Annotated in this window: 22 protein-coding genes; 17 read left to right on the forward strand and 5 right to left on the reverse strand. The window is 37.2% G+C overall.

From position 1 onward, the window contains the following. Window positions 1-313: 313 nt before the first annotated feature. The 4 genes from SPD53_RS09850 to SPD53_RS09865 all read left to right on the forward strand — a co-directional run bounded on the left by SPD53_RS09850 (window position 314) and on the right by SPD53_RS09865 (window position 3,712). Complete coding sequence (locus SPD53_RS09850) at window positions 314-1,012, forward strand: DUF2306 domain-containing protein (RefSeq protein WP_336252443.1); 699 nt, start codon at window positions 314-316, stop codon at window positions 1,010-1,012. A 1,017-nt stretch (window positions 1,013-2,029) separates the two neighbouring features. Beyond that, the gene (locus SPD53_RS09855) at window positions 2,030-2,173 is read left to right on the forward strand and encodes an aspartyl-phosphate phosphatase Spo0E family protein (protein WP_336252444.1); all 144 of its coding nucleotides are present in this window, start codon (window positions 2,030-2,032) and stop codon (window positions 2,171-2,173) included. Between the two features lie 241 nt (window positions 2,174-2,414). Next, window positions 2,415-3,365: a hypothetical protein gene (locus tag SPD53_RS09860; protein WP_336252445.1), complete on the forward strand. Its 951-nt coding sequence runs from the start codon at window positions 2,415-2,417 to the stop codon at window positions 3,363-3,365. A 44-nt stretch (window positions 3,366-3,409) separates the two neighbouring features. After that, window positions 3,410-3,712: a Txe/YoeB family addiction module toxin gene (locus SPD53_RS09865; protein ID WP_336252446.1), complete on the forward strand. Its 303-nt coding sequence runs from the start codon at window positions 3,410-3,412 to the stop codon at window positions 3,710-3,712. A 793-nt stretch (window positions 3,713-4,505) separates the two neighbouring features. On the opposite strand, the gene SPD53_RS09870 is transcribed toward SPD53_RS09865, so the two are convergent. Continuing rightward, window positions 4,506-5,402 carry a phosphatidate cytidylyltransferase gene (locus SPD53_RS09870; RefSeq protein ID WP_442946244.1) on the reverse strand — a complete coding sequence of 299 codons (897 nt, stop codon included), beginning with the start codon at window positions 5,400-5,402 and terminating at the stop codon, window positions 4,506-4,508. Between the two features lie 188 nt (window positions 5,403-5,590). Here SPD53_RS09870 and SPD53_RS09875 point away from each other — a divergent pair, with 188 nt between their 5' ends. Together SPD53_RS09875 and SPD53_RS09880 are read left to right on the forward strand one after the other, a co-directional pair. Further along, window positions 5,591-6,112: a hypothetical protein gene (locus tag SPD53_RS09875; RefSeq protein WP_442946243.1), complete on the forward strand. Its 522-nt coding sequence runs from the start codon at window positions 5,591-5,593 to the stop codon at window positions 6,110-6,112. Window positions 6,113-6,693: 581 nt separating this feature from the next. Next, on the forward strand, window positions 6,694-7,023 hold the full coding sequence (locus SPD53_RS09880) for a hypothetical protein (protein ID WP_336252449.1): 330 nt from the start codon (window positions 6,694-6,696) through the stop codon (window positions 7,021-7,023). Here the strand turns inward: SPD53_RS09880 and SPD53_RS09885 are convergent. After that, window positions 7,015-8,814 (reverse strand): cation:proton antiporter, encoded by a 1,800-nt coding sequence (locus tag SPD53_RS09885; protein WP_336252450.1) that lies wholly within the window; start codon window positions 8,812-8,814, stop codon window positions 7,015-7,017. The two genes, SPD53_RS09880 and SPD53_RS09885, sit on opposite strands and share 9 nt — an antisense overlap. Window positions 8,815-9,439: 625 nt before the next feature. Between SPD53_RS09885 and SPD53_RS09890 the strand changes: the two genes are divergently transcribed. From SPD53_RS09890 to SPD53_RS09920, 7 genes are all read left to right on the forward strand, one after another. Next, complete coding sequence (locus tag SPD53_RS09890; protein WP_188858440.1) at window positions 9,440-10,129, forward strand: FadR/GntR family transcriptional regulator; 690 nt, start codon at window positions 9,440-9,442, stop codon at window positions 10,127-10,129. 4 nt (window positions 10,130-10,133) lie between these two features. Next, on the forward strand, window positions 10,134-11,381 hold the full coding sequence (locus tag SPD53_RS09895; protein WP_336252451.1) for a CynX/NimT family MFS transporter: 1,248 nt from the start codon (window positions 10,134-10,136) through the stop codon (window positions 11,379-11,381). A 259-nt stretch (window positions 11,382-11,640) separates the two neighbouring features. Next, window positions 11,641-12,081, forward strand: a complete 441-nt coding sequence (locus SPD53_RS09900; protein ID WP_188858436.1) for a cell wall hydrolase — start codon at window positions 11,641-11,643, stop codon at window positions 12,079-12,081. Between the two features lie 481 nt (window positions 12,082-12,562). Further along, window positions 12,563-13,264, forward strand: coding sequence for a DUF998 domain-containing protein (locus SPD53_RS09905; RefSeq protein WP_188858434.1), 702 nt, complete (start codon window positions 12,563-12,565; stop codon window positions 13,262-13,264). A 346-nt stretch (window positions 13,265-13,610) separates the two neighbouring features. After that, window positions 13,611-14,147, forward strand: a complete 537-nt coding sequence (locus SPD53_RS09910) for a chromate transporter (protein WP_188858432.1) — start codon at window positions 13,611-13,613, stop codon at window positions 14,145-14,147. Further along, a complete protein-coding gene (locus SPD53_RS09915; RefSeq protein WP_336252452.1) occupies window positions 14,144-14,674 on the forward strand; it encodes a chromate transporter in 531 nt (176 codons plus the stop codon). Before SPD53_RS09910 ends, SPD53_RS09915 begins: the two co-directional genes overlap by 4 nt. Window positions 14,675-14,901: 227 nt before the next feature. Continuing rightward, complete coding sequence (locus SPD53_RS09920) at window positions 14,902-15,468, forward strand: SCO family protein (protein ID WP_336252453.1); 567 nt, start codon at window positions 14,902-14,904, stop codon at window positions 15,466-15,468. An 85-nt stretch (window positions 15,469-15,553) separates the two neighbouring features. Here the strand turns inward: SPD53_RS09920 and SPD53_RS09925 are convergent, their stop codons facing one another. From SPD53_RS09925 to SPD53_RS09935, 3 genes are read right to left on the reverse strand one after another with little or no spacing between them, the layout of a single operon-like run. Further along, complete coding sequence (locus SPD53_RS09925) at window positions 15,554-15,775, reverse strand: twin-arginine translocase TatA/TatE family subunit (protein ID WP_336252454.1); 222 nt, start codon at window positions 15,773-15,775, stop codon at window positions 15,554-15,556. A gap of 21 nt (window positions 15,776-15,796) precedes the next feature. Next, window positions 15,797-17,545 (reverse strand): GMC family oxidoreductase, encoded by a 1,749-nt coding sequence (locus SPD53_RS09930; protein WP_336252455.1) that lies wholly within the window; start codon window positions 17,543-17,545, stop codon window positions 15,797-15,799. A gap of 27 nt (window positions 17,546-17,572) precedes the next feature. Further along, window positions 17,573-18,346 carry a gluconate 2-dehydrogenase subunit 3 family protein gene (locus SPD53_RS09935; protein WP_232334452.1) on the reverse strand — a complete coding sequence of 258 codons (774 nt, stop codon included), beginning with the start codon at window positions 18,344-18,346 and terminating at the stop codon, window positions 17,573-17,575. A 464-nt stretch (window positions 18,347-18,810) separates the two neighbouring features. Here SPD53_RS09935 and SPD53_RS09940 point away from each other — a divergent pair, with 464 nt between their 5' ends. The 4 genes from SPD53_RS09940 to SPD53_RS09955 all read left to right on the forward strand — a co-directional run bounded on the left by SPD53_RS09940 (window position 18,811) and on the right by SPD53_RS09955 (window position 22,188). Beyond that, window positions 18,811-19,791, forward strand: coding sequence for a 2-hydroxyacid dehydrogenase (locus tag SPD53_RS09940; RefSeq protein ID WP_336252456.1), 981 nt, complete (start codon window positions 18,811-18,813; stop codon window positions 19,789-19,791). A 4-nt stretch (window positions 19,792-19,795) separates the two neighbouring features. Continuing rightward, window positions 19,796-20,311 (forward strand): GNAT family N-acetyltransferase, encoded by a 516-nt coding sequence (locus tag SPD53_RS09945; protein WP_156857352.1) that lies wholly within the window; start codon window positions 19,796-19,798, stop codon window positions 20,309-20,311. A 917-nt stretch (window positions 20,312-21,228) separates the two neighbouring features. Next, entirely contained in the window at window positions 21,229-21,549 is a 321-nt protein-coding gene (locus SPD53_RS09950) for a hypothetical protein (protein ID WP_156857351.1), read from the forward strand. A gap of 117 nt (window positions 21,550-21,666) precedes the next feature. After that, the gene (locus SPD53_RS09955; RefSeq protein WP_336252457.1) at window positions 21,667-22,188 is read left to right on the forward strand and encodes a GNAT family N-acetyltransferase; all 522 of its coding nucleotides are present in this window, start codon (window positions 21,667-21,669) and stop codon (window positions 22,186-22,188) included. Window positions 22,189-22,232 lie beyond the last annotated feature (44 nt).

Raw genomic sequence — 22,232 nt, forward strand, 5'->3', positions numbered from 1 at the left:
TGCGCGCCCAGCAAGTTGGTGAGAGACCAATCGGAGTAAGTAGAAAGTGAACGATTTCGTGATTTTATCTTTCTATTGGAAAAATTATTATAAACCTAACATATTTCTGGCATAGATTATGATACACTAAAACAAATAAAGCAATTCTGGAGAGCAATGGGGAGCATGAATTTTTTTAAATGATACTGCCTCTTCGTTCTGAATAAGATTTCATTAAAGAAAATGAAGAACATCTACAAAATGGGGGAAAGTTCTTATCACAAATTGAAACCGTTTAGATTTGAAAAAACTACGGTGCAAGGGGGAGAGACTTGTGGAATTAATTTTTATAGCTGCTCGGTGGTCTCATATTATCGGGGGATTCTTGGCATTATTCGTGTTTTGGATTCCAATCGTTACGAGAAAAGGTAGTAAGATTCATCGACGCAGTGGCTGGATATATGTGGTTGCCATGAGCATTGTAGCCGTTTCAGCATTATATATGGGAATTTATCGTCTTGCATGGGATTCATCATTTAATGCAGAGGATGTTCCATTTTCTTGGTTTCTTATTTTCATTGCTATTTTAAGTGGTGGGGCAGTGTGGTATGGCTTACGAGTCCTTCGATATAAAACACGCAGAATCGGACATAGAAAAGTGATTGATCTATTGCTGCCGGCGCTATTACTTGTCTCTGGTATTGCGATTAGCATATATGGCTGGAAAATTGATTTTCCATTATTAAAGTTTTTCCCTATTGTAGGTGTGTTTTTGGGAGGAGCTCAACTACAATACTGGTTGTCAGCTCCGACTAGAAGATCGCATTGGATAGTAGAACATATTATAGGTATGTTAACATGCTGTATTGCTACCGTTACTGCATTTACTGTATTTGGCGCGCCGAGACTCCTTCAGGTTGAATCCGTAAGTTTGATTGTATGGGTCATCCCGATCCTTGTTTTTGTTCCGCTTATTATTGGATTTACTACCTACTATACAAATAAAATGGATGGAAAACGTTCTGTATCTTAATCGTGTGAAAATAGTATTCCTAATTCAATGTATCCAAACTTTTTTCTATGAAAATCGGTACAATTTTTCAAGACTCTATTTAAAAATAAGGGATGAATTGTCATCATTTTATGGCTCACGGGTATAATGAAGTTATTTGGCTTGCTATTATTATCATTGCTACTTCTTCAATGGAAGAAACCAATAATAAGCAGCATCCTTTTTTATGTGACTAAAATAGTGGGGATTACCCTGTTCTTTTATGGCTTCCTTAATTTCACCACTATAACATTAAGTCTGTTTCATATATTGGATTTTGATTTAGAATATATGCAGTATTGTGGAGACTGCTTTTTTGGGAACCGTTTTGGATGGTTGGTGGTATTTTTTACTTTTTTTCTGTTAAAAAAATAAAGTAACCGGAAAATAATGTGATAATGTGGAAAAGAGATGAAAAGGTAAGGCAATAAAAGGGCATCACTTATACAGCTGGCTTAATACAAATGCCCTTTTTTCTACAATCGCCTCCGATTATTAAACAATTCTCAACTAAAAATCCTAAAGAAAAAAGGAATTGCCATTACAAGAAGTGAGCCCACAACACATATAGATATAACTTTAATTAAATCCCTTTTTATGGAGTAATTATTTTTCCCCTGAAGACATAACAATAGATTTTTTGTCCACTTTGACCACTCCCTAATGCCTAATGCTATCCCACTTTGTGTGATCTCTTGCGCATGAAGCCTTAAAATTTCACGATAATTAATTACAAAAAAGCCTCTATATAATAAATTTGCACACATGTTGCAAATTTATTATATAGGAAGTTGTGACAGCGATGTCTTGATTGGGTTAAATCCATGTCCGCAGTGGACCAAAAAGATGGCACACATGGGTCAATCGGATGGATGTAATCACAAAATCTTTTAGGTACATTTTTGTTGCAATAAGTGATGCACAATAATAGTCTATAGTTTGTGTGTTTATTCTAGATCAGGAACAGGAGTTAAAAAAGCTTTGGGATCAAAAACGGAATTGAGTAAAAAAATTGAAGCATTAAAAATAAAATTGATTAGGATCAGTGAAGAAAAGGGTATGAATAATCCGTTAACCATTCAGATTAGCCAAGAATTGGATAAGTTGATTAACGAATATATGAGATTGACACAAAAGAAATAACTTTACATAAAAGACTCATGCAATATTTTTGGCTATTCTGGATTTCATGTAACTGATTTTTTTTAGGTATATATCGTTCAATACTTTTACTTAATTATTTGTAAACGTTGTTAAGGCAAGCTTTATCCTGTTTCTGAAAACTTGTTAAGGTAATTAAATGTCAAAGTTATTGGGGAATTTGTATTCAAGACTATAACTCTTACATTATCTGCAATCAAAAGAAACTCATGATTTAAACATATTGTCTCATAGTGGTGAGCTGTTAAAGAAAAAGATGTTCCAATGGTTTATGGAGCATTTAAACGGATCTGTTATTGATTATATGGAAGAATATCTAGAGGAGACGCTCTTTGAAAATTTTAATGAAGAAGCATTTCTTGCAGAGAAGCTTGCATTTACTGATGAACAGGTGCGTAAATTTAAACAAGAAGAAGATTCCTGGTCAATAGGATATGCTGCTGGAAAATGGGCGATCAGACATATAGCTATTATGGAAGAACAAAATGCAGCAGACTCCGCAATTGATGCATATTGTGAAAGGCATCAAGAATTTAGTCCAGTTAGGAAATACCTCATTGAACGTCATATGAATAGAAAAGCGTACGATAAAGCAATTTACCTGCTTGAAGAGGGGAAAAAAGTCGATAGAGATTCACCCGGACTCGTAAGAAATTATAGTTTGGAGTTAAAAAATATCTATAAGCAGACGGGAAACAATCAGGGTTATGAAAGAGAGTTATGGTCTTTAATGCTGGAATATCAAAGGGGCAATATGGATATTTTCAATGAGTTAAAGGTGCTTTATTCGGAAGAAGAGTGGGAGAAACAAAGGGAAGTTATTTTTGAAAAGATTTCTCCATATTCAGGTGTTGCAGACTTGTATGAATCAGAAGAGTTATATGACCGCTTACTGAAAATAGTATTAGAATCTCCAAATCTCTATACATTACAAGCATATGAAAAAAGTTTAAAAAAGTTATATCCCCAAGAACTTTTGAAAAAATATGAATCAGTTGTGCAAGGTATGGCAAGTCATACTTCCAACCGGAAAAGATATCAAGAGATTGTTGACATTTTAAGGAGAATGCAAAAGTATCCTGAAGGAAAGCAGAAAGTATCGTGTATCGTGAACGAGTGGCGTTCTATCTACAGCAATCGCCGGGCAATGATGGATGAATTGAGTAGATTATAATAATTGCCAGTTACTGGGGACATAAAAAATACAGCCATATAAAAATGGGTAATCATAACTTAACGTACACAATAGCGTACGTTATAATTTGGAGTGAATCAATTATAAAAGAAAGGGGGGATTGTCATGTTAAGTTTCAATCCAACAAATGCAAGAAAAAAGATTTACCCAAACTAAAAGGGGCAAATCTTCATGAAAAATTTGATGAACTAATTGAAGTGATTAAAGAAAATCCTTTTCAAAATCCACCACCTTATGAAAAATTAGTCGGTATGCCTTATTATTCCAGACGTTTGAATATTCAGCATAGACTGGTCTATAGTGTTGATGAAGAACAAAAAAAGTAACTGTTTTGTCAGTATGGTCAAATTACGAAAAAGGATTATAAAGAACTAAAAAAAGAGCGGAAACGTCAAATGTTCATGCTCTTTTTTAATGAGTGACAAAGTCCACAAACAATTGCTGGGGCTTTGCTTATATCCGAATTTATTCTAGCATTTTTACTATATCTTTTATACTTAATGTCAACATCAAATACAATCTTACCCTATAAAGATCTTATATTTTAAATTGCAATATTTTATTTCCATTTTGGTATCTCAAGTCATCTTTGGTTTATTTTTTCTCTTAAGTCCTTTATTTATATTAGGTATGAAACCGTGTTTTTGGTTCGAGGAAAGTACGTTAATCACGATTAGCATCTTGTTATTTTCGTTTGGCATATTATTGTTCATTTTCACTTGGATTCGCTTTATGATTTTATTAAGGAATGGAGAATACCGACCAGGCTTTAAATAGTTTTAATCCCTCGAATAAGCAAAACTTAGAGTTCGTTCGTGCAATTAAGTGGTTTTTATCTCTCGAATGAGCAAGATTTTAGTTTGTTCGTGCAATAAGAGGTGCTTTAATCATTCGAATAAACTAGATTGGAATTCGTTCATGCAATAAGCCTTTAACGCTCCTTTTGAGAAAATGGATTTTTCCGAGCTTACAAGATTAATTCAAGTTGTATCCAGTTAAACAGCATTTCCATATTAAATGATTAAAGCACAGATAAAGCAAATTGCCAACTTAGTGAAAAAGGGCAGATACATATCTGGCGCTGCCCCTCGATTCTATTTCCTTTTGCCGCATTATATTCTACATAAAATCGAAAAAATACCGAATCACATGGAAAAATATTGGAGCTGTATAAGTAAGACTATCAATACGGCTCAAATAACGACCTTTTAATTTCTCCCATTTCTCCTGATCATCTATCAGCAAATCTCTTTTTAATACAGAAAACGTTAAACTTCCAATAAAGCCTGCAACACTAATGAGTACACCTGAAATAATACCAAATATAGGTGTCAGCGGAGTCAAGTATGGAAAAATCAAATAAGAGATACAAGTAGTTATGATTAAGCCTGCGATGAACCCTTCCCATGAGATATAGGCATTTGCGGTGGGAACAATTTTTCGTTTGCCGATATACATAGTAGCTAGGTATTGGATGACATCATTAAGCTGTGTCAAAGTAATCAGATACAACACTAAATTACCGCCGTATACTGGAGTTGCAATTGGAAAGTAAGCAATATGACTTAAACCGAATACCATTAACATAAGTCCCCATTGGGTAAAGCTGACAGACTTCAGAAAACCGACCGTACCTTTGCCAATAATTCTCGGAAGTGGCAAAAATAAGAAGACATATATAGGGATGAATACAATAAACATGCCATACCAACCGATATAAATCCAATAAAAATGCAGTGGAATCATTAGATAGGACCATAAGAATATTCGTCTGTCAGATTTTCTCGTTTTTATCATCGAGAAGTATTCTTTCAAGGTAACTGCTGATAGAATCATAACTGCAATCAATGAAACAGTTGTGTTGAATAATGTAGCAAAACAAAAGATAACAAACATTCCCCACCATGTGTTAACACGGTATTGAATAACAGAGAAATCTTTTTCAGGCTGCAACTTTTTCACGATAAAAAAACTAATTGTTGCTAATGCAATAATGGAAAAAACAATTAATAGCAGCCAGACTGTATTCTGCACGGTAATATCACCTCAATATCTCGTAAAATATCATTTATTCATTGTACTGCAAATACGTTATAATATAAAGGTGAAGTGAGATTTTGTTCATTATGTTGTTGATGTCAAAATAACTTATTTGATTGAGAATTTAGGTGAATGATTTGGAAGAAAAACAATATGTTTACATCATGTTATCTGATACAGGAACCTTATTTACAACGATGATAAAAGCTTATACAAAAGCTCCCTATAATCATGTATCGCTTGCTTTTGACGAGGAGTTAAAAGCGATGTACAGTTTTGGTCGCAGAAATCCAAAAAACCCATTAAATGGCGGTTTTGTGAAAGAGGACATTCATACTGGCACGTACAGCAGATATCCAGAAACTACTTGTGTCATATATCGATTAGAGGTGTCTGAACGTGAGAAGGAAAAAATGAAGCGGATATTGGACGTGTTTATCAAAAATCATAACAAGTTTCATTATAATATTCTTGGTGTCATAGGGGTTTCTCTAAAGGAACCAATTGAATTCAGTAATTCCTACTTTTGTTCGCAGTTTGTAGCAGATATTCTGGATCGTTCTGGGATCCACCTTTGGAATAAACTTTCGACGATGGTCACCCCAGAGGATTTTAGGAAAAGTGACCGTTTAGAATTATTGTATGAAGGGAAATTAGCAAACTATCTTGAGCCAAACTATGGGTAATGATAGTCATACGCACCGTTGTAGTTCCCGGTGGAGATTATTTTGTATGTTATTCGTAAAAAACAGTAATAGTTTAAGTTTTTAAAAGGCTGGCAGATTCTTTTGCCAGCTTTTGGTATCGTCTGTAAATGATTTTTCCGTGTAACAGGTATCCGCAAATCGATTAAAGCATCCAATAACCATGCATTTGTCTGTTAAAGATAATCATTCGGTATTCCGTTAAAACTTATGGTATTATTCTACTTTCGCAGTCCGAATCAGTAAGCTATACCCTAGTATAATTAGTGTAACCAGTAATTCACTGTAGCAGTGGATACGATTCCAAGATCTTAAACCAACCAAACACTTTTGCTGTCATTTCTTCCTGAATAATGTAAGGTATTAAAGTGCGCTTTTAAACAAATAGGAAAGAAGGATTTTTTGAAAAAGGACTTGCCATTCTTCTTGGTATTATATTAGTAGCAGGTTGTCCAAGTAACAACACGGATGAACTTGAACAACAGGATCAAGATGTATCTATCGTTGACCCTGAAGAAAACCTTGAAGATGATTCTGATGCTGAATATACAAATGATACAGTAATGAATAATGGTGATTTGGAAGAGTTTCCAGAGTTTGATACGAAAGCAGAGTATATTGATTTAGATGCTTATCAAGGCGTTGTTGAAACGGATAACAAAGGAAACCGTATCATTTTATTTGAAGATGAAAAAGGGCATTCAGAATATAAAAGTATTTTCATCAAACATAACAACCGTTTAAAGATTGTTCAATTTAAAGGCGATGGTTTACTATACAACGGACGGGATTATAAAATAATCACCTCTGCAAAGAAAGTAGAGGGCAATGAATTAGGAAACCACCACTTGTTCTATAAAAGAAGAATAAGTGGTGGTTTTCTGTTATTCTGACTTACCTTTTTGTAAAACGACGAGTTGATCTCCTTCATCAAGCATTATTTCGCTTCTAAGCGTAATCAGCTGAATGGTATTCTTCTTTCTGATTAACAGCGGAATAGCGTCCTCAGGAAGCAAATCTAAATCTATTTTATCTTGGTGGTTCATTGGCAATGCTTGTATTTTATATCCCGTATTGATTTTCTTATTTAGTTCAGTGAATACAGCATCTTCACGAAATAAAAGGTTAGCCTTCCCTGCAAAAGGAATTTTTTTCGAATCCTGCTGCTTATAGCTCTCGCTGGTAAGCGTAAAGGTGTGATTATGTCCGAATTTTGGTGCATAGGTTTGGCTGACTAGCACATTAAATGCAGCATCTCCAGTTAAGCAAAGGATGGTTTCATATGGTGTCAGGTCTACCTCGTATTCGCTGTGCTCTGCAAGAATTTGACCGTGGTAAACAGGAATTTTCTTTTTCACGGCAGGTTGAAGCAGTGTGGCCGAAGAATCACTAATTAACACAGGTATATTTATCTTCTGTAAATAATCCGCGAGTGCAATTGAAAAACTATTGGCCCCAACTAAAAGAATACCGGGTGCAGCGTCGTTAGCGAGCCCAAGAGCCTTAGCGATTGGTCTGAGGGAAAAACCATGTGCGCAAACCGTAATAAATACAAGTGCAAAGGTTAGGGCTGTAAGCATTGCAGCACCTTCATAACCATCATTCAAGAGAATGGTCGCAAAATATCCGGAAACAGATAGTGCGACAATTCCTCGTGGCGCTATCCAGCCAATCAGGACTTTTTCAGCATTGGAAAGCTCTGTGCCGGCAGTGGAAAGCCAGATGGATAAAGGGCGTACGACAAATAACATCACAAGAACGAACCCGATAATTGGCCATGTAAACATTTCGGCAATGGTTTCACGTGTTAAAGAAGCGGTAAGTAAAATAAAAATGGTTGACGTTAATAAAACAGAAACATTTTCCACAAAGTGGCTCACGTCTTGCCCGATCGATGATATATAATGTTTCGTACGACCTATAGTTAATCCCATTACCGTTACTGCGAGCATACCTGTTTCATGCATCACAACTTCTGCCAAGGTGAAGCAAAGCAGTACAAAGGAAATGATAATAGGGGACTTTAAATATTCCGGGAATAATCCTTTGTAAATCATAAAACTAACAACCATTCCGATTACATAACCGAGAATAATAGCAATAACTGCACTCAAAAGGAAATTCAATATATAATTTGCGTGCAGGCTATCAGTCGTTAATACTTTGATGATTTCATAAGCAAATAGTGCAAGTAGCGGACCAAAGGGATCTACAATAATACCTTCCCATTTTAGTACCGCTGCCGTACGCGGTTTTAACTTTGCGTTTCTTAGCAAAGGAAGAATAACAGTTGGCCCTGTTACGATAAATAGACCACCGATTATGAATGAAATTTCAAGACTCAAGCCGGCTATAAAATGTGCAGCAATTGCTCCACCAATCCAGGCGATGAATGCACCTATTGTGACAATCCGAAAGACGGATTTGGATACGCCTTTGATTTCCCGAATATCAAGACTCGAGCTGCCTTCAAATAAAATGATCGCGACCGAGAGCGAGATCAATGGACTGTACAGGCTTCCCAAAGCTTCTTGTGGATTAAACAGGCCAAATACAGGTCCCAGCAATAAACCGGCAATTGACATGATGACAATGGATGGCCATTGAATCCTCCAAGCTAGCCATTGTGAGGAAATACCAACGACAATGATAACTGTGATACTAATTAAAACAATATTTCCCATATATCATTCTCCGATTCTTTAGATTTAGGTTAAGACATAAAGCATATAAATTTCGCACGCTTCTATATCCAGTGCAAAATTTTAAATTTGAGAGGTTCAAAATAAATTAGCACATCATAACTATGTTGCTCAATTAAGATGCAAGATATAAGTATCAATTAATTGCTTCCTTTTACTTCAAGCTTTGACGAGTAATTCAAAAAGTAGTTGGGACGGGGATACCTTTTCCTTACTATTTGATTTTGTCTTCTCTCCACTAGTATAGGTTTATCCACCTATCTAAAACAGATAGGGATAAGATATAAAACTCTTACAAGTTGTTCTCCAATTACCTTCACCATTTAGATAAAAATTCAACTGCTTTTCTTTTAAGTTCATTCGAATACCCTTTCCATGTCTTTGCTTATCATTGTTCCTCTTCCCAGTTCAAGAAAAAAGTATGTTTCAAAATCAACATATTGCTCAAATATCAGAAACAATTGATGATGAATTATTTTTGCCATTCATTTCTTCACTTTCCATAAACGACTCAGGTGAAGCTGAATCGATTCTATTGACAAGGCACTCCCACATGTTAACATATACAATATGCCAATCATCCTACAACTTTTAAAAGGAGAATACTATGATTCATAAAACGAACCGCATGTATTTAGTTGAACAGGTTGCTTCACAAATAGAGCAATTAATTGAGTCTGGACATTGGCCAGTTGGAGAAAAGATTCCACCTGAGATGGAACTGATGAATTTGTTTGATGTCAGTCGTAATACACTTAGGGAAGCAATCCGTGCCCTCGTTCATGCCGGGTTACTAGAAACGAAACAAGGTAGTGGGACGATTGTTCGCTCTGCCAATCCTCTTGGTGCAACGCTGAAACGCTACATAAAAAGATCTGCTTTACTCGAAACACTTGATGTACGCTTGGCGTTAGAAAAACAAGCGGCACAATTGGCTGCTGAACATAGAACCGCAACCGATTTATCAACGCTTGAAGCATGTATTCAATCTAGTCGCGAGGCAGCTGAAAACGGTGACTATGAACAATTTATTGCCTCAGACATTCGCTTTCATCAGACGATTGTACAGGCTTCAGCTAATCAGTTACTGATTGATTTATACGAACCGATGGTGGAAATTGTATATTCTTTTGTTCAGGATTTAATGGCGATGGACGCTCCTTTTAAGTATGAAGAAGAACTTCATCTTGAGTTATTTAGGGCTATCCGTAACCAGGATAAGGTGGAAGCAGCATCATATATGGAAGATTATATGAAAATACTGAGAGAGAATATAATGAAATTGATGGAGGATTAACTAAATGAATAATGATGGAATATCATCTACCTTAAACAACAGTACAAAAAATAGTTGGTTGTTACTAATTGGCGTGATTTTAGTTGGCGCCAATTTAAGGGTTCCTTTAACTTCTGTTGGAGCGCTTATCTCTTTTATACGAGATGACCTAGCTATAAGTAATGCCCTCGCTGGGTTTATTACGACATTACCTTTACTTGCATTTGCACTTATATCTCCATTTGCTCCGAAAATAGCAAACCGTATCGGTATGGAATGGACAATTATGTTATCGCTCGTCGTACTCATAATTGGTATTATAATTCGATCACTTTCAGGAATCGGCTTTTTATTTACTGGTACACTTTTCATAGGGCTAGCTATTGCAATTGGGAATGTGCTCATTCCGGGAATTGTGAAGATGAATTTTCCGCTTAAAATAGGTCTGATGACTGGTATATATGCTATATTTATGAACATTTTCGGCGCACTCGGTTCCGGTCTTAGTGTTCCCATTGCTTCAATCGGTAACTTTGGATGGCAAGGTGCGCTTGGGGTATGGGGAGCCTTGACAATGGTATCCTTGTTAATTTGGCTACCGCAGCTCAGCAAGCGGCGGAATCAGAAAACGAATGTGAAAACAGAGAAGAAAGAAAAAAGTAATCTATGGCGTTCTCCGCTCGCATGGAAGATTACAATATTTATGGGTGGGCAATCGTTAACTTTCTATACATTAATCACATGGTTGCCGGATATATTGCATTCAAACGGTTATAATTTAAACAGTGCTGGATGGATGGTATTTCTTATGCAGTTTGCTCTTATCCCTTTTACTTTTATTATTCCTGTTATTGCAGAGAAAATGAAGAATCAAGTTGGTTTAAGTGTGGCAACAGCCTTACTATTTATGATTGGTTTTGCAGGGTTACTGCAAGGAAGCCCTGCACTTGTTCCAGTATGGGTCATTCTTCTCGGAATTGCTGGCGGAAGTGCTTTTAGTTTGTCAATGATGTTTTTTACACTAAGAACAAAAGATGGAAAAGAAGCAGCAGAATTATCAGGGATGGCGCAGTCTTTCGGTTATCTTTTAGCGGCAGTTGGCCCTGTATTAGTTGGTGCGTTGCAAGATATAACTGGCGGATGGACAATCCCCCTTTTCTTACTTATTCTCCTATCTGTTGTTTTACTAATTGTTGGCATCGCATCAGGGAGAGAAGGACAAGTTACAGACGGGATAGAACTATACCCAGCTAAAGCAGTTGTAAAGCAATAAAGAAATGGTGCTCGCTCCTATGTTTGGAGTCATCAGATATGCCGGACAAAGAGAGCTTGTAAGGATCCCCCACTGAATGAAGTATCACTTTATTAATGAAAAATGATATTGTTCCTTTAATAAAAGAAAATATAGAGGGATTCTTAAGAAGGTAAAAAACACTTTCCTAAGAATCCCTTCAATTAATGCTGGACACTTTATTTCTAAAAAAGAAACATAATATACATACTCCTTCATACTATATCCTGGAGGTGAAGAAATGGCGAGAGTAGCTTACCGGGAAGCGGACGTTGATTTAATGGCAAGGATGATGAGAGCAGAAGCTGAAGGTGAAGGTGTTCAAGGAATGCTATATGTCGGAAACGTAATTGTTAACCGTGCTGTAGCAGATTGTTTAGATTTTAGTGATTTGAGAACGATTGAAGATGTCATATTTCAAGTACAAGGGGGAAATTTCTCTTTTGAAGCGGTTCAAAAAGGCAATGTATTTTATCAAAGGGCGAGGGAAAAAGAAAAAAGATTAGCAAGACGGAATTTGGAATCATGGAGGGATCATCCCGCGCAATTTGCTCTGTGGTACTTTAATCCATTTGGTCCGTGTCCACCAACATGGTACGGTCAGCCTTTTACTGGTCAATTCAAACTGCATTGTTTTTATGAACCAGAGGCTGGAACATGTGATAGTGTTTATATGGGTTAGGAGTTTGCGGGCTTTGATTGAAGTTTGTTGCTGTTTAGTACCAACACACAATTTTTAAGAAAAAGGTACTGGTAGCCAATAATATTCATTCACTATAACCATGTGGAAAAATTCAACTTGAAACTAAGCATACCAAAACGCAGCCAACTTTGTTTTGATGTACTTTTATTCCATGAAATAACGAGGGGAACTTTCGGTTGAGGGAGTTCCCTATTTTAATGGAAATTTCCATAGCGGCACTCCAAGGTGAGCTAAGGGGATAGCGCTGTTTTCCTCTTCATTTTAGCAAGAGGAAAAATCATCTGTAATAGTATGAAAGCAAGGAGGCTATAACGTGTGTGCAAGTAAAAATAGAATTTCTTCGCATTGTCTCTGGATTGGAATTAGCGCTGATGAAGATTAAATTAAATTTTGCTTCTCGACTCCTGAATAAAGCAGTATAATCGTCTCAACAAAGAAGCAAATGTTAAGGAGATGAAACATGATTTCATATGTATTCATGGGATTGTTGACTGTTATCGGTTTAAGTGCAGCTCTTTTGTTACGAAAGTATCATGAAATTACAAAAAGAATCGGCATGGTATCCTGGGTATCATTAAGTGCATATTTCTTTATGGAATACATTGTTATCCGGGCTGCTGAAGCACCGTATAATTTGTTGAGACAGCCGATGAGTGATCTAGGTGTCACTTCTTGTGGAACAGGGACATATGAACTTGCAACTTATGAAATTTGTTCCCCTTATCATTCGTTAATGAATTGGACTTTTACGCTTACCGGAATTGTTACATTTGCCGGTGCTATTTTCTTGCAGCAATGTTGGCCAAATAAACGAGGTATAAGAGCAGCAACAGTCTTACTCGTCATATTCGGGCTTAGTTATGCGATCTCAGGTATTTTTCCCGCCGACTTAAATTTTCTGATTCATACATTTGCTTCATTACCGGGAATGTTTGTTCAAATACCTGCTTTGATTTTAATCGGGGTTGCAATCAAAACGGTTATGCCGACATTATCAAAATGGACCTTCTTCTGTGTGTTTCTGTCAACCGTCAGTCTTATCCTGATATTCTTTCAGCCCCTATTTAATGATCTACCGGGCGGGCTGTTGCAAAGATTTCTCTATGGTTCCGTCTGGTTATGGATGACTGTAACTGGAATAGTACTTTGGAAAAAGGAATAAATTAAAAATCCGGATTAAGTGTTAAAGCTAGGCATATCAGCACTCTCTTGTAAATGAATTAACTTTCTGCCGCAAAAAAGTCCTCCAGCTACCACCCTGAAGGATAACCTGGCTAAAATTATCCCTGTTATTTTATCCTTTCGCACCTGTGTAATTAGAAATTAGAACCTCCATCTATTCGTAAAAATGTTCAATATTTGTTACGATCATATAGGAAGTATTTGTGATATTTTCAGTTATATGGTTCGCTACGGATGCTTGTGAGTGGCTTTATGTTTAGATGGCTTGAAAAGTTAAAAAAGGTAGAAGGATAGTGGTAACTTTGGTGAGGCAGAGGGATCTTTTTATGGCTTTTTTTCGGGCAGGCATGCTCGGATATGGTGGTGGATTGTCGGCCATTCCACTGATGCAAAGGGAAGTGGTTACGAAATTTGAATGGATGACAGATGAAGAATTTGCAGATGTATTAGCACTTGCCAATACATTGCCAGGCCCCATTAATACGAAAATTGCCGGGTATATCGGCTGGAAGATCGATCGGTGGCGCGGAATGTTGAATGCACTCCTTGCGACAATTTTACCGACATTAGTTTTAATGATCTTATTGTTAACGGTTTTAAATACTTATAAGGACCGTCCATGGGTACAAGGAATGGCCAAAGGTGTTATTCCTGTTGCCGGTGTGATGATTGGTGTGTTGGCCTGGGATTTTCTCAGGCTTTCCAAGAAACTGATGGGGTGGTTGCCGACTGTGATGCTAACGATTATCAGTTTAGTCGTCATGCAAATGCTCGGTATTCATCCGGCCATTTTAATATTGATTCTCATTATTTCCGCATTGCTTTCCAGAGAAAAAAAAGAAAGGCGAGTTGATGGGAATTGATATACTGGGAAATTTTTAAAGCAAACTTTATCGCGAATATATTAGGATATGGTGGGGGTCCAGCGACCATACCATTATTGGAACATGAAGTGGTTCATAAATATGAATGGTTTACGGTGAGCGAATTTAGTGAAATGGTGGCATTAGGGAATGGTTTACCAGGTCCTATTGCGACTAAGCTTTCAGGCTACATCGGATTTGAAATGGGTGGTGTGTTAGGATCTTTTATTGGTGTCTTTGCAGCTGTCGCACCCTCGATGATTTTAATGATTGCATTGCTTGGTTTGTTGTTAAAATTTAAAGACTCCCCGAAAGTGAAGCGGTTGACACAATATATTCGCCCGACAATTGCTGTTTTGTTAGGTGTAATGACCTTTAACTTTTTCATGAATGCTTATGAGACATCGGGGATCTTTCATACTGTCATTATTGCTGTCTTAAGTTTTTTTGCCCTTGAGCGATTTAGGATTAGTCCTGTGTTAGTTGTTTTAGGAGCACTTATTTATGGAGCAGTGTTAATTGGGTAATGACTTATAAGAGATGTTGTTAGAATTTCAGGTAAAAGACGTGAGATTAACATTTTCTCTCGTCTTTTTCTTTTTTTCTGTTTCAATTAAATTCGTAAAGAGATGCGAAGTTTGTTACGATTGAATAGGAAGTATTCAGAGCTGAGTTTTAAAAATCCTAGGAACAACGAAAACTAATATTAGCTAAGAAACCGTTGATATACAGAACTGGCGAAAGAAGGGTAAGGATGAAAATCAAGAAATTTTTATTACTTTTTGTATTACTTGTTTTCCTAGCAGCTTGCGGAGACAAGATAGAAACAAATATGTCTGAACCGATGGTTGATTTTGAATTTATAACACAAGATGAGGAAGTATTAAACTTGGACGATCTTCAAGATGAGTGGTGGGTAGCAAATTTCATGTATACGAATTGTCGAATAGTTTGTCCAAGAACAACAGCTAACATGGCGGCCGTCCAACAGAAATTGAAAGAGGATGGTCTGAGCCCCCAATTCGTCTCGTTTAGTGTTGATCCAGCACACGATACTCCGGAGGTATTGAAAGAATATGCCGAAGGGTATGATGCAGATTTAGAAACGTGGAGCTTTTTAACAGGCTATGATTTTGAAACGATTCAAGAAATATCGGAGAATACGTTTAAAACTGTGTTGGAAGAAGGAGTAGTGGGACAAAGGGCACATGGAATTTACTTTTACTTAATTGATCCTGACGGGAACATTGTAAAAAAATATGATGGCATGAGCGAGGCGGAACTTGATCTACTTGTTAACGATTTAAAGACGGTATTATAGAAGGGAACGTCAATCGATCCTAAACTGTGAAAAACACCTTCGAATGGATTATACCCATTTCGAAGGTGTTTTTTAATGCAAGTACTTAAGATTGTTTATTAGACACTTCTTCCGGTTCTTCTAAATTATCCGTAGCTTCATCTTTCTTTTCGTCCCCACTAACTAATTCATTGGCCGAATTTTTAAACTCTGAGAGAGTTTCTCCGGCCGCCTTGCCGATTTCAGGTAGTTTTTTTGGACCGAAAATAATCAAAGCTAGAACTACAATAAGAATTAAACCTGGAATTCCAATGTTAGCTATCCCCATAGCAATTCACCTACTTTTCGTCTATGCCATTTTGTGTGTGTTTGTTTTCTTTTCAGCGAGTAAACCTCCGTTTTTGAGGTATTTCTCTACACCTTCAGCGGCACGATAAGCTAAAGCTCCGATTGTTCCGGTCGGGTGATAATCGGAAAAGTGTGGAAATGCAGATCCACCTGTGACAAATAGGTTTTCCATATCCCACATTTGCAAGTAATTATTAACGGCAGATGTTTCTGGATCGGCACCCATTGCTACTCCACCAGCATAATGTCCACCGCTGTAGATATGGTCGAACTCTTCTGGAACTTCATCTTCATCGATGATATCTGCGCCCATTTCTTCCATGATCTTTCTAGTTACTTCGATACCGTACTTCGCAATATTAATATCTTGATCTGTTAATTTATTTGTTATACGTAGTAACGGATCACCAAATGCATCTTTATAGGTCGGATCTAAGTCTGTATAATTGTGCCACCATGGCATAACTCCTGGTACAAACCAAACATGCAGCATACTGTTTGCATATTTGACAGAGTTGTCCTTGAATTCTGCACCCCAGCTAGGAGTATCACTTGGTACGGCTAGACTTTGGATTGGACCCAATCCATACTGTCTAATTTCCGGGTGTCCACCATGTATGAAGTTTTTACCCTCAGGGTCAATATGCTCTACTGTAAAGTCTCTTAATGTTGCACCAAGAGCCCCTGCTCCACCATACATATTGAATTTCTTGTCATTGAAAAAGCCCCGAACACCGAGGAAAGTATTATTAAATTGGCCGACAAAGTTTCTTCCAATTACACCTTCTCGTTTTTTTGGATTATAAGGCTTGCCGATTTCGGAAAGTAGTAGTAAGCGTGTATTTGTAAAAGTAAATCCACCTAAAACAACTACATCCGCGGGCTGTTCGTATTCAAGTCCTGTTTTCATATCTACATACATGATCCCAGTAGCCTTTTTACCATTATGTAGCACACGACGGGCATAAGAATGAGGGCGAAGCTCGTAGTTACCTGTTTTTTGTGCTGTAGGAATAACGGTAACGACAGGATCCGATTTTGCCCCGAAATCACACCCGAAGTGAGAGCAGTAGGAACAAAATTGGCACTGGCTCAGTTTTTCCCCATCTGGGTTTTCATAAGCTTCACTCATATTACCTGCAGGAATCATATATGGATGGTACCCGAGATTCTCTGCTGCCTCTTTAAATAAATTGATTGCCGGTGAACTTTTAAGTGGCGGGTTAGGATAAGGGTTCGAACGGGGTGGTCCGAGTGGATCCTCTTCTCCTGATGTTCCAGCTGTTTTTTCAAACCGGTCATAGTACTTTTCAAATTCATCATAAGTGATGCCCCAGTCTTGCAAAGTCATTCCTTCTGGTATTTTGTCTTTACCGAATTTCTCAACGGTTTTCGTATACACTTCAAAGTCAAATGGATTATTACGGAACGTACAGCCTGCCCAGTGCGCACTACCTCCACCTACATCGTTACCAACCATCATTTCAGCTTGTGTTCGGACTGGCTGGGCTTCTTCATCCATTTCACTACGAGAAGTAATGGTTTCTTTTGATAAATCTTGCATCATATCATAACGCTGTGTAAATCTGAGTTCATCTTTACTTCCAAGATAATCGTTGACTGTTTTTTCTTTTCCTCGTTCTAGTCCAACGACTTTATAGCCAGCTTTGGCAAGCTCGGCGGATACAATACCACCTGACCAACCTGTACCAACTACAACTACGTCTACTTTATCCAGTTTTATTGCCATGAAATCTTCCTCCTGTTGTGTTTAAACTTATGATTGTTGGTAATCGTTCAATCCCATTGGTTCCATTTTGACAAATTCTTCTTCCTCGATAATATCGATGAAGCCTGGACGTGGACCTGGATAATCTACCATTCTCCAGCCATCCATGTTTTTATTTCCGCCATAGAGAGGATCCGCAAATACACCTTCGATTGTCATTTTTCGGAGTAAACTAAAGAAATGTTGTGAACCTACACCAGTCAGTTCAACCTCTCCATTATCAAATAGTTGTAATATCTCGTCTTGTTGCTCGCCATCAAGGTTACTGAATTTATCATCGAACTTATCTTCACTTACTACATCCAATTTTCTTAGGCCTTCGATAATGATTTGACCTCTGTTTAGAGGTGTTTCATAACGCATCACTTCATCATCATCAGTATCACCATTGACCTTAAATGGATTTTGCATATACTCTTTCGCGTTCGTTCCCCATGAGCCTGCTAATTGCTTGTCAATGAAATATGGTACGCCTAACGCGACCGCACCTGGGCCATTGTCATCTTCCGGGTAGATACGCTCTACTGCTGCTCGCAGAATTACAAAGTCCTCAAAGCGATCAAAAAACATGCGCGCTTCTTGGAAATCGCTTGCTGATTCTGTTGTAGTTTGCGGTGTTTCTGACTCCTCCTTTAGAAACGGATTCGTTAGTATTCCCCCAAGGATAGATCCACCTACAACACCACCAGTAAATATCCCAGCATTTTTCATGAATATCCGGCGGTTCATTGTTTTTTTATTATTAGAGTTTTCATTAGCCAAGATAGTCCCTCCTTAAAATTAGATATATGTACTAAAAAAAGCAGTACAGTTGAATATTATACGCTTTTCTAACTTTAATGTCTACAATCTAAATGAAACTAAAGACTTGCTTATATTTGGGTAATCCTTCAAGTGTAATGTGTGGAAGATTAGAATAAAAAATGGTCCTATTTACTTAGTTATCAGTCTACCCGCAATCTAGCGTTTTAAACCAATTTTTTTAAATGAATTATGAAGTATTATTTTATCACGTATTAACGGTCTTACCCCCACTGAATGAGTTTCACTTTATAACCCCTCCTTCCACTTCATTCCTTGCAAATCAAGAAGGATGGTATAAAATTAGATAAGAAAGTAAGTGAAGTAAATAGAAAAAGTAGAAGAACAGGTGTATTTCTGCATAAGAAATACACCTGTTCAATCAGATTTTTATTTTCAGTTGTAAAATGGGAGGGTGAATGCATATGAAGAAAAAGGTAATCGTTTATGATCGAATTGAAGAACCAGTACTTAGCGCATTACAAGAAGAATTTGATGTACGAATATTTAAAGAACGTGATGCGCATGATAATCCTGAATTCTTATCATTCCTCCAAGAGGCAGAGGGGGTTATTGGGCTGGGTTTTCCTGGCCAGAGTGACATCCTTGATAAAGCACCAAATTTAAAAATCATTAGTAACGTGTCTGTCGGTTACAATAATTTAGATACCGAAGAATTAACAAAGCGGAACATCATGGGAACGAACACGCCAGATGTATTAACAGACACTGTAGCTGATATGGCAATGGGCTTAATGCTTTCAACCGCCAGAAGAATGCCCGAACTTGACCAATATGTAAAACAAGGAAAATGGAAAGAAGCTGTTACCACAGAATTATTCGGCGTAGATGTTCATCATAAAAAGCTCGGAATAATCGGGATGGGCCGGATTGGTAAAGCTATTGCACAACGAGCTCATTTAGGGTTTAATATGGATATACTGTATCATAGCCGCACGCCGAAACCAGATGCAGAGGAACGGTTTAATGCAACATACATGAATCTCGAGAGTCTGCTTAGGAATTCTGATTACATATGCCTTATTACCCCTCTAACAGATGAAACAAGGGGGATGATTGGCAAAAAAGAATTTCAATTAATGAAGCGATCCGCAATTTTTATTAATGTATCCCGGGGAAGTACGGTTGTGGAAGCAGATTTGATCGAAGCACTGAAAAATAAAGAGATAGCAGCCGCAGGGCTAGATGTATACGTACAAGAACCAGTAAATCCAGATAACAAGTTATTAAAAATGAAAAATGTCGTGACATTACCGCATATTGGATCGGCTACGGCTGAAACAGAAAATAAAATGGCAGCATTAGCAGCTGAAAATTTAAGAGCAGGATTGAACGGTGAAAAACCAGGAAATCTTGTAAATCCAGAGGTATGGAAGAAGGAGTAAGAAAATGGCAGAGCAACTAAGATTAAGAGCATATGAAGAAGATGATATTAATTTTTTACACAAGTTAGTGAATGATCCCGCAATTATGTCCTATTGGTTTGAAGAAGCTTATTATTCAAAGTCTAGACTAAAAGAAATATTTGAAAAAGAGCAGCAAGATAGCAATACGCGCAGCTTTATTTTAACAAATGGCGAACAAGCACTTGGTCTTGTTCAATTATTTGATATTGATTTTATCCATCGTCATGCTGAATATGCGATTATGATTGATCCCGCTGCTCAAGGAAATGGTTATGCAGCTAAAGCAACAAATTTAGCATCTGATTACGCATTTAAAGTGTTGAATCTACACAAATTATTTTTATATGTGGATGAAGTTAATGAAAAAGCCGTGCATGTTTATAAAAAATGTGGCTATAAATATGTTGCTACGTTGGAAGAAGCGTACTTTGTTAATGGAATTTATCATAATGCTGTCTTGATGAATATTTTCAAGCGGGATTATCTTGGGTTGAATTAATTTTTTTATGTCTGAAAAGAATAGAGAAACTTGTGAAACAGTTGATATTCATGCTGTAATTAGGGTATACTTTATATAGAAAGACATATAATAAAAAGACCGCAGATGCTGGTAACATCTACGGTCACAATAAACTGAAACCCCGTCAAGAGGGGTAGGTAGCGATACGGGAAATAATCCCTCACTCACCTGCTAAAGTTCATGAGGGATTATTTCTTATTGCTTTCGGACATGATGAACGCTACTAACATCCCAAAGGATATCATTAGCGCTAACACGCTTTCAAAAGCCATAGGCAACACCTCCCAACTGGGGAAGTCTCCCGCCGAAAACGAATCGACAAGGCGACAAGTGCTACCATAACCCCTCATGTGAAGCTCAGTTTATTGATGAGTTTAGTATATCATAAGAACGAATGAAGTTCTCTGAGACAGAGTTATTGTGTAAAGCAATAGCTCTATTTTGTATACTGTTATCTAGTAAGGATGCTTAAGAAACCTGAGTACGAGGCTGTTTAAATGAAAATAAAATAAAACCCGGTATTTTTATGAACATTATGGTGCGAAGCTAGTTGAAATGAAACAGATAAAACTTGCCGGAAAAACGTTGAGTGAGTTGATATATGTATGGGATAATGTAGACAAGGTGATAGAGAAAATAAATTCCTAATGAGAAGCAGATTCTAAATCGTTCAGCAAACGAGCCATATGTGAAACTTTTGAGGGCGAACATTCGTAATGATACGAGGAGGGATAACCGTGAAACTTCTACTCTATGTTTTATTGCTTGGCTTCATTTTATTTTTAAACTTAGGACTTTATTTACCATCCTTACTGTCAGTTGATGAGGAAGACATAGGAAAAAAATAATCTAGCTTAGTATGCATATTATCGTGCTCAGAGTTCTGGAGGGATAGTGTGAAAGATAGTTTAATTGTGGTGTTATCCATCGTGGTAGTCACTTATATTATTTATAAAAACAGAATTAAATTAAAGGAACTTACAAAATTTCAAATTCTAGGAACGGGATTTACCTATCTTGCTGTTGCTTGTATAGGGGGATTTATTATATATTACGGTGGAAATTGGGTTGCAGGGAAAATGCCGAATTTGTTTTTTAAATATATAATTTTTCTAGTAGTCATTTGTATAACGCTATATTTATGTGTAAGTGTGTTGCACAAATTATTACGGAAGATTACGAATGGGAAACTGCCTACAAACAATCATGATTGCTAAAGCTAACAGTATCATTGGTTAAGCTGGATTAAGCTCCGACTGTTTTTAATAAATAGCAGCAAATATAAAACGAGATAGGTGAATTAATTGAGTATAAAAATAAATAACGAACTTGAAATGAGGTCGTTGAATGAAACAGATTTAAAGGCCTTGTGGGTATTAGCATATAAAGAGTCAAATCCGGAATGGAAAAAATGGGATGCCCCTTATTATGACCACGCGGCGGTAACATATGATGCTTTTTTGAAAGAAATGAAATCATCTCTAGTACACCAGGATAATCGCTGGGGCTTGTTTGTTAACGGAGAGTTGATCGGTACCGTGTCCTATTATTGGGAGCATAAGCCTTCAAATTGGCTTGAAACGGGTATTGTTATTTATAACCCCGATTATTGGAATGGCGGATACGGAACCATCTTTTTTAAAACGTGGGTCGATCATTTGTTCAACACTTTACCATTAGTTAGAGTGGGCTTCGCTACGTGGTCCGGGAACGAGCGTATGATGCGGTTAGGCGAGAAATTGGGAATGCGTTTGGAAGGAAGACTGAGAAAGTGTCGGTTTTACAATGGCAGATATTATGACTCTATCCGAATGGGAATATTAAGAGAAGAATGGGAGCGGTTATTCTTGCAATAATCATTATTTGCTTCGTGCCAAAAAAGCCTATACGGAATCAGACG

This window comes from Oceanobacillus sp. MO10714A, assembly GCF_037072045.1.
Classification (GTDB): Bacteria; Bacillota; Bacilli; order Bacillales; family Amphibacillaceae; genus Oceanobacillus; species Oceanobacillus indicireducens.

Coding starts and splice junctions, on each gene's coding strand:
- SPD53_RS09865 (WP_336252446.1), top strand. CDS start 3,410: ATGGGTAATCATAACTTAACGTACACAATAGCGTACGTTATAATTTGG.
- SPD53_RS09875 (WP_442946243.1), top strand. CDS start 5,591: ATGTTATCTGATACAGGAACCTTATTTACAACGATGATAAAAGCTTAT.
- SPD53_RS09880 (WP_336252449.1), top strand. CDS start 6,694: ATGAATAATGGTGATTTGGAAGAGTTTCCAGAGTTTGATACGAAAGCA.
- SPD53_RS09885 (WP_336252450.1), bottom strand. CDS start 8,814: ATGGGAAATATTGTTTTAATTAGTATCACAGTTATCATTGTCGTTGGT.
- SPD53_RS09890 (WP_188858440.1), top strand. CDS start 9,440: ATGATTCATAAAACGAACCGCATGTATTTAGTTGAACAGGTTGCTTCA.
- SPD53_RS09895 (WP_336252451.1), top strand. CDS start 10,134: ATGAATAATGATGGAATATCATCTACCTTAAACAACAGTACAAAAAAT.
- SPD53_RS09900 (WP_188858436.1), top strand. CDS start 11,641: ATGGCGAGAGTAGCTTACCGGGAAGCGGACGTTGATTTAATGGCAAGG.
- SPD53_RS09905 (WP_188858434.1), top strand. CDS start 12,563: ATGATTTCATATGTATTCATGGGATTGTTGACTGTTATCGGTTTAAGT.
- SPD53_RS09910 (WP_188858432.1), top strand. CDS start 13,611: ATGGCTTTTTTTCGGGCAGGCATGCTCGGATATGGTGGTGGATTGTCG.
- SPD53_RS09920 (WP_336252453.1), top strand. CDS start 14,902: ATGAAAATCAAGAAATTTTTATTACTTTTTGTATTACTTGTTTTCCTA.
- SPD53_RS09925 (WP_336252454.1), bottom strand. CDS start 15,775: ATGGGGATAGCTAACATTGGAATTCCAGGTTTAATTCTTATTGTAGTT.
- SPD53_RS09930 (WP_336252455.1), bottom strand. CDS start 17,545: ATGGCAATAAAACTGGATAAAGTAGACGTAGTTGTAGTTGGTACAGGT.
- SPD53_RS09940 (WP_336252456.1), top strand. CDS start 18,811: ATGAAGAAAAAGGTAATCGTTTATGATCGAATTGAAGAACCAGTACTT.
- SPD53_RS09945 (WP_156857352.1), top strand. CDS start 19,796: ATGGCAGAGCAACTAAGATTAAGAGCATATGAAGAAGATGATATTAAT.
- SPD53_RS09955 (WP_336252457.1), top strand. CDS start 21,667: ATGAGGTCGTTGAATGAAACAGATTTAAAGGCCTTGTGGGTATTAGCA.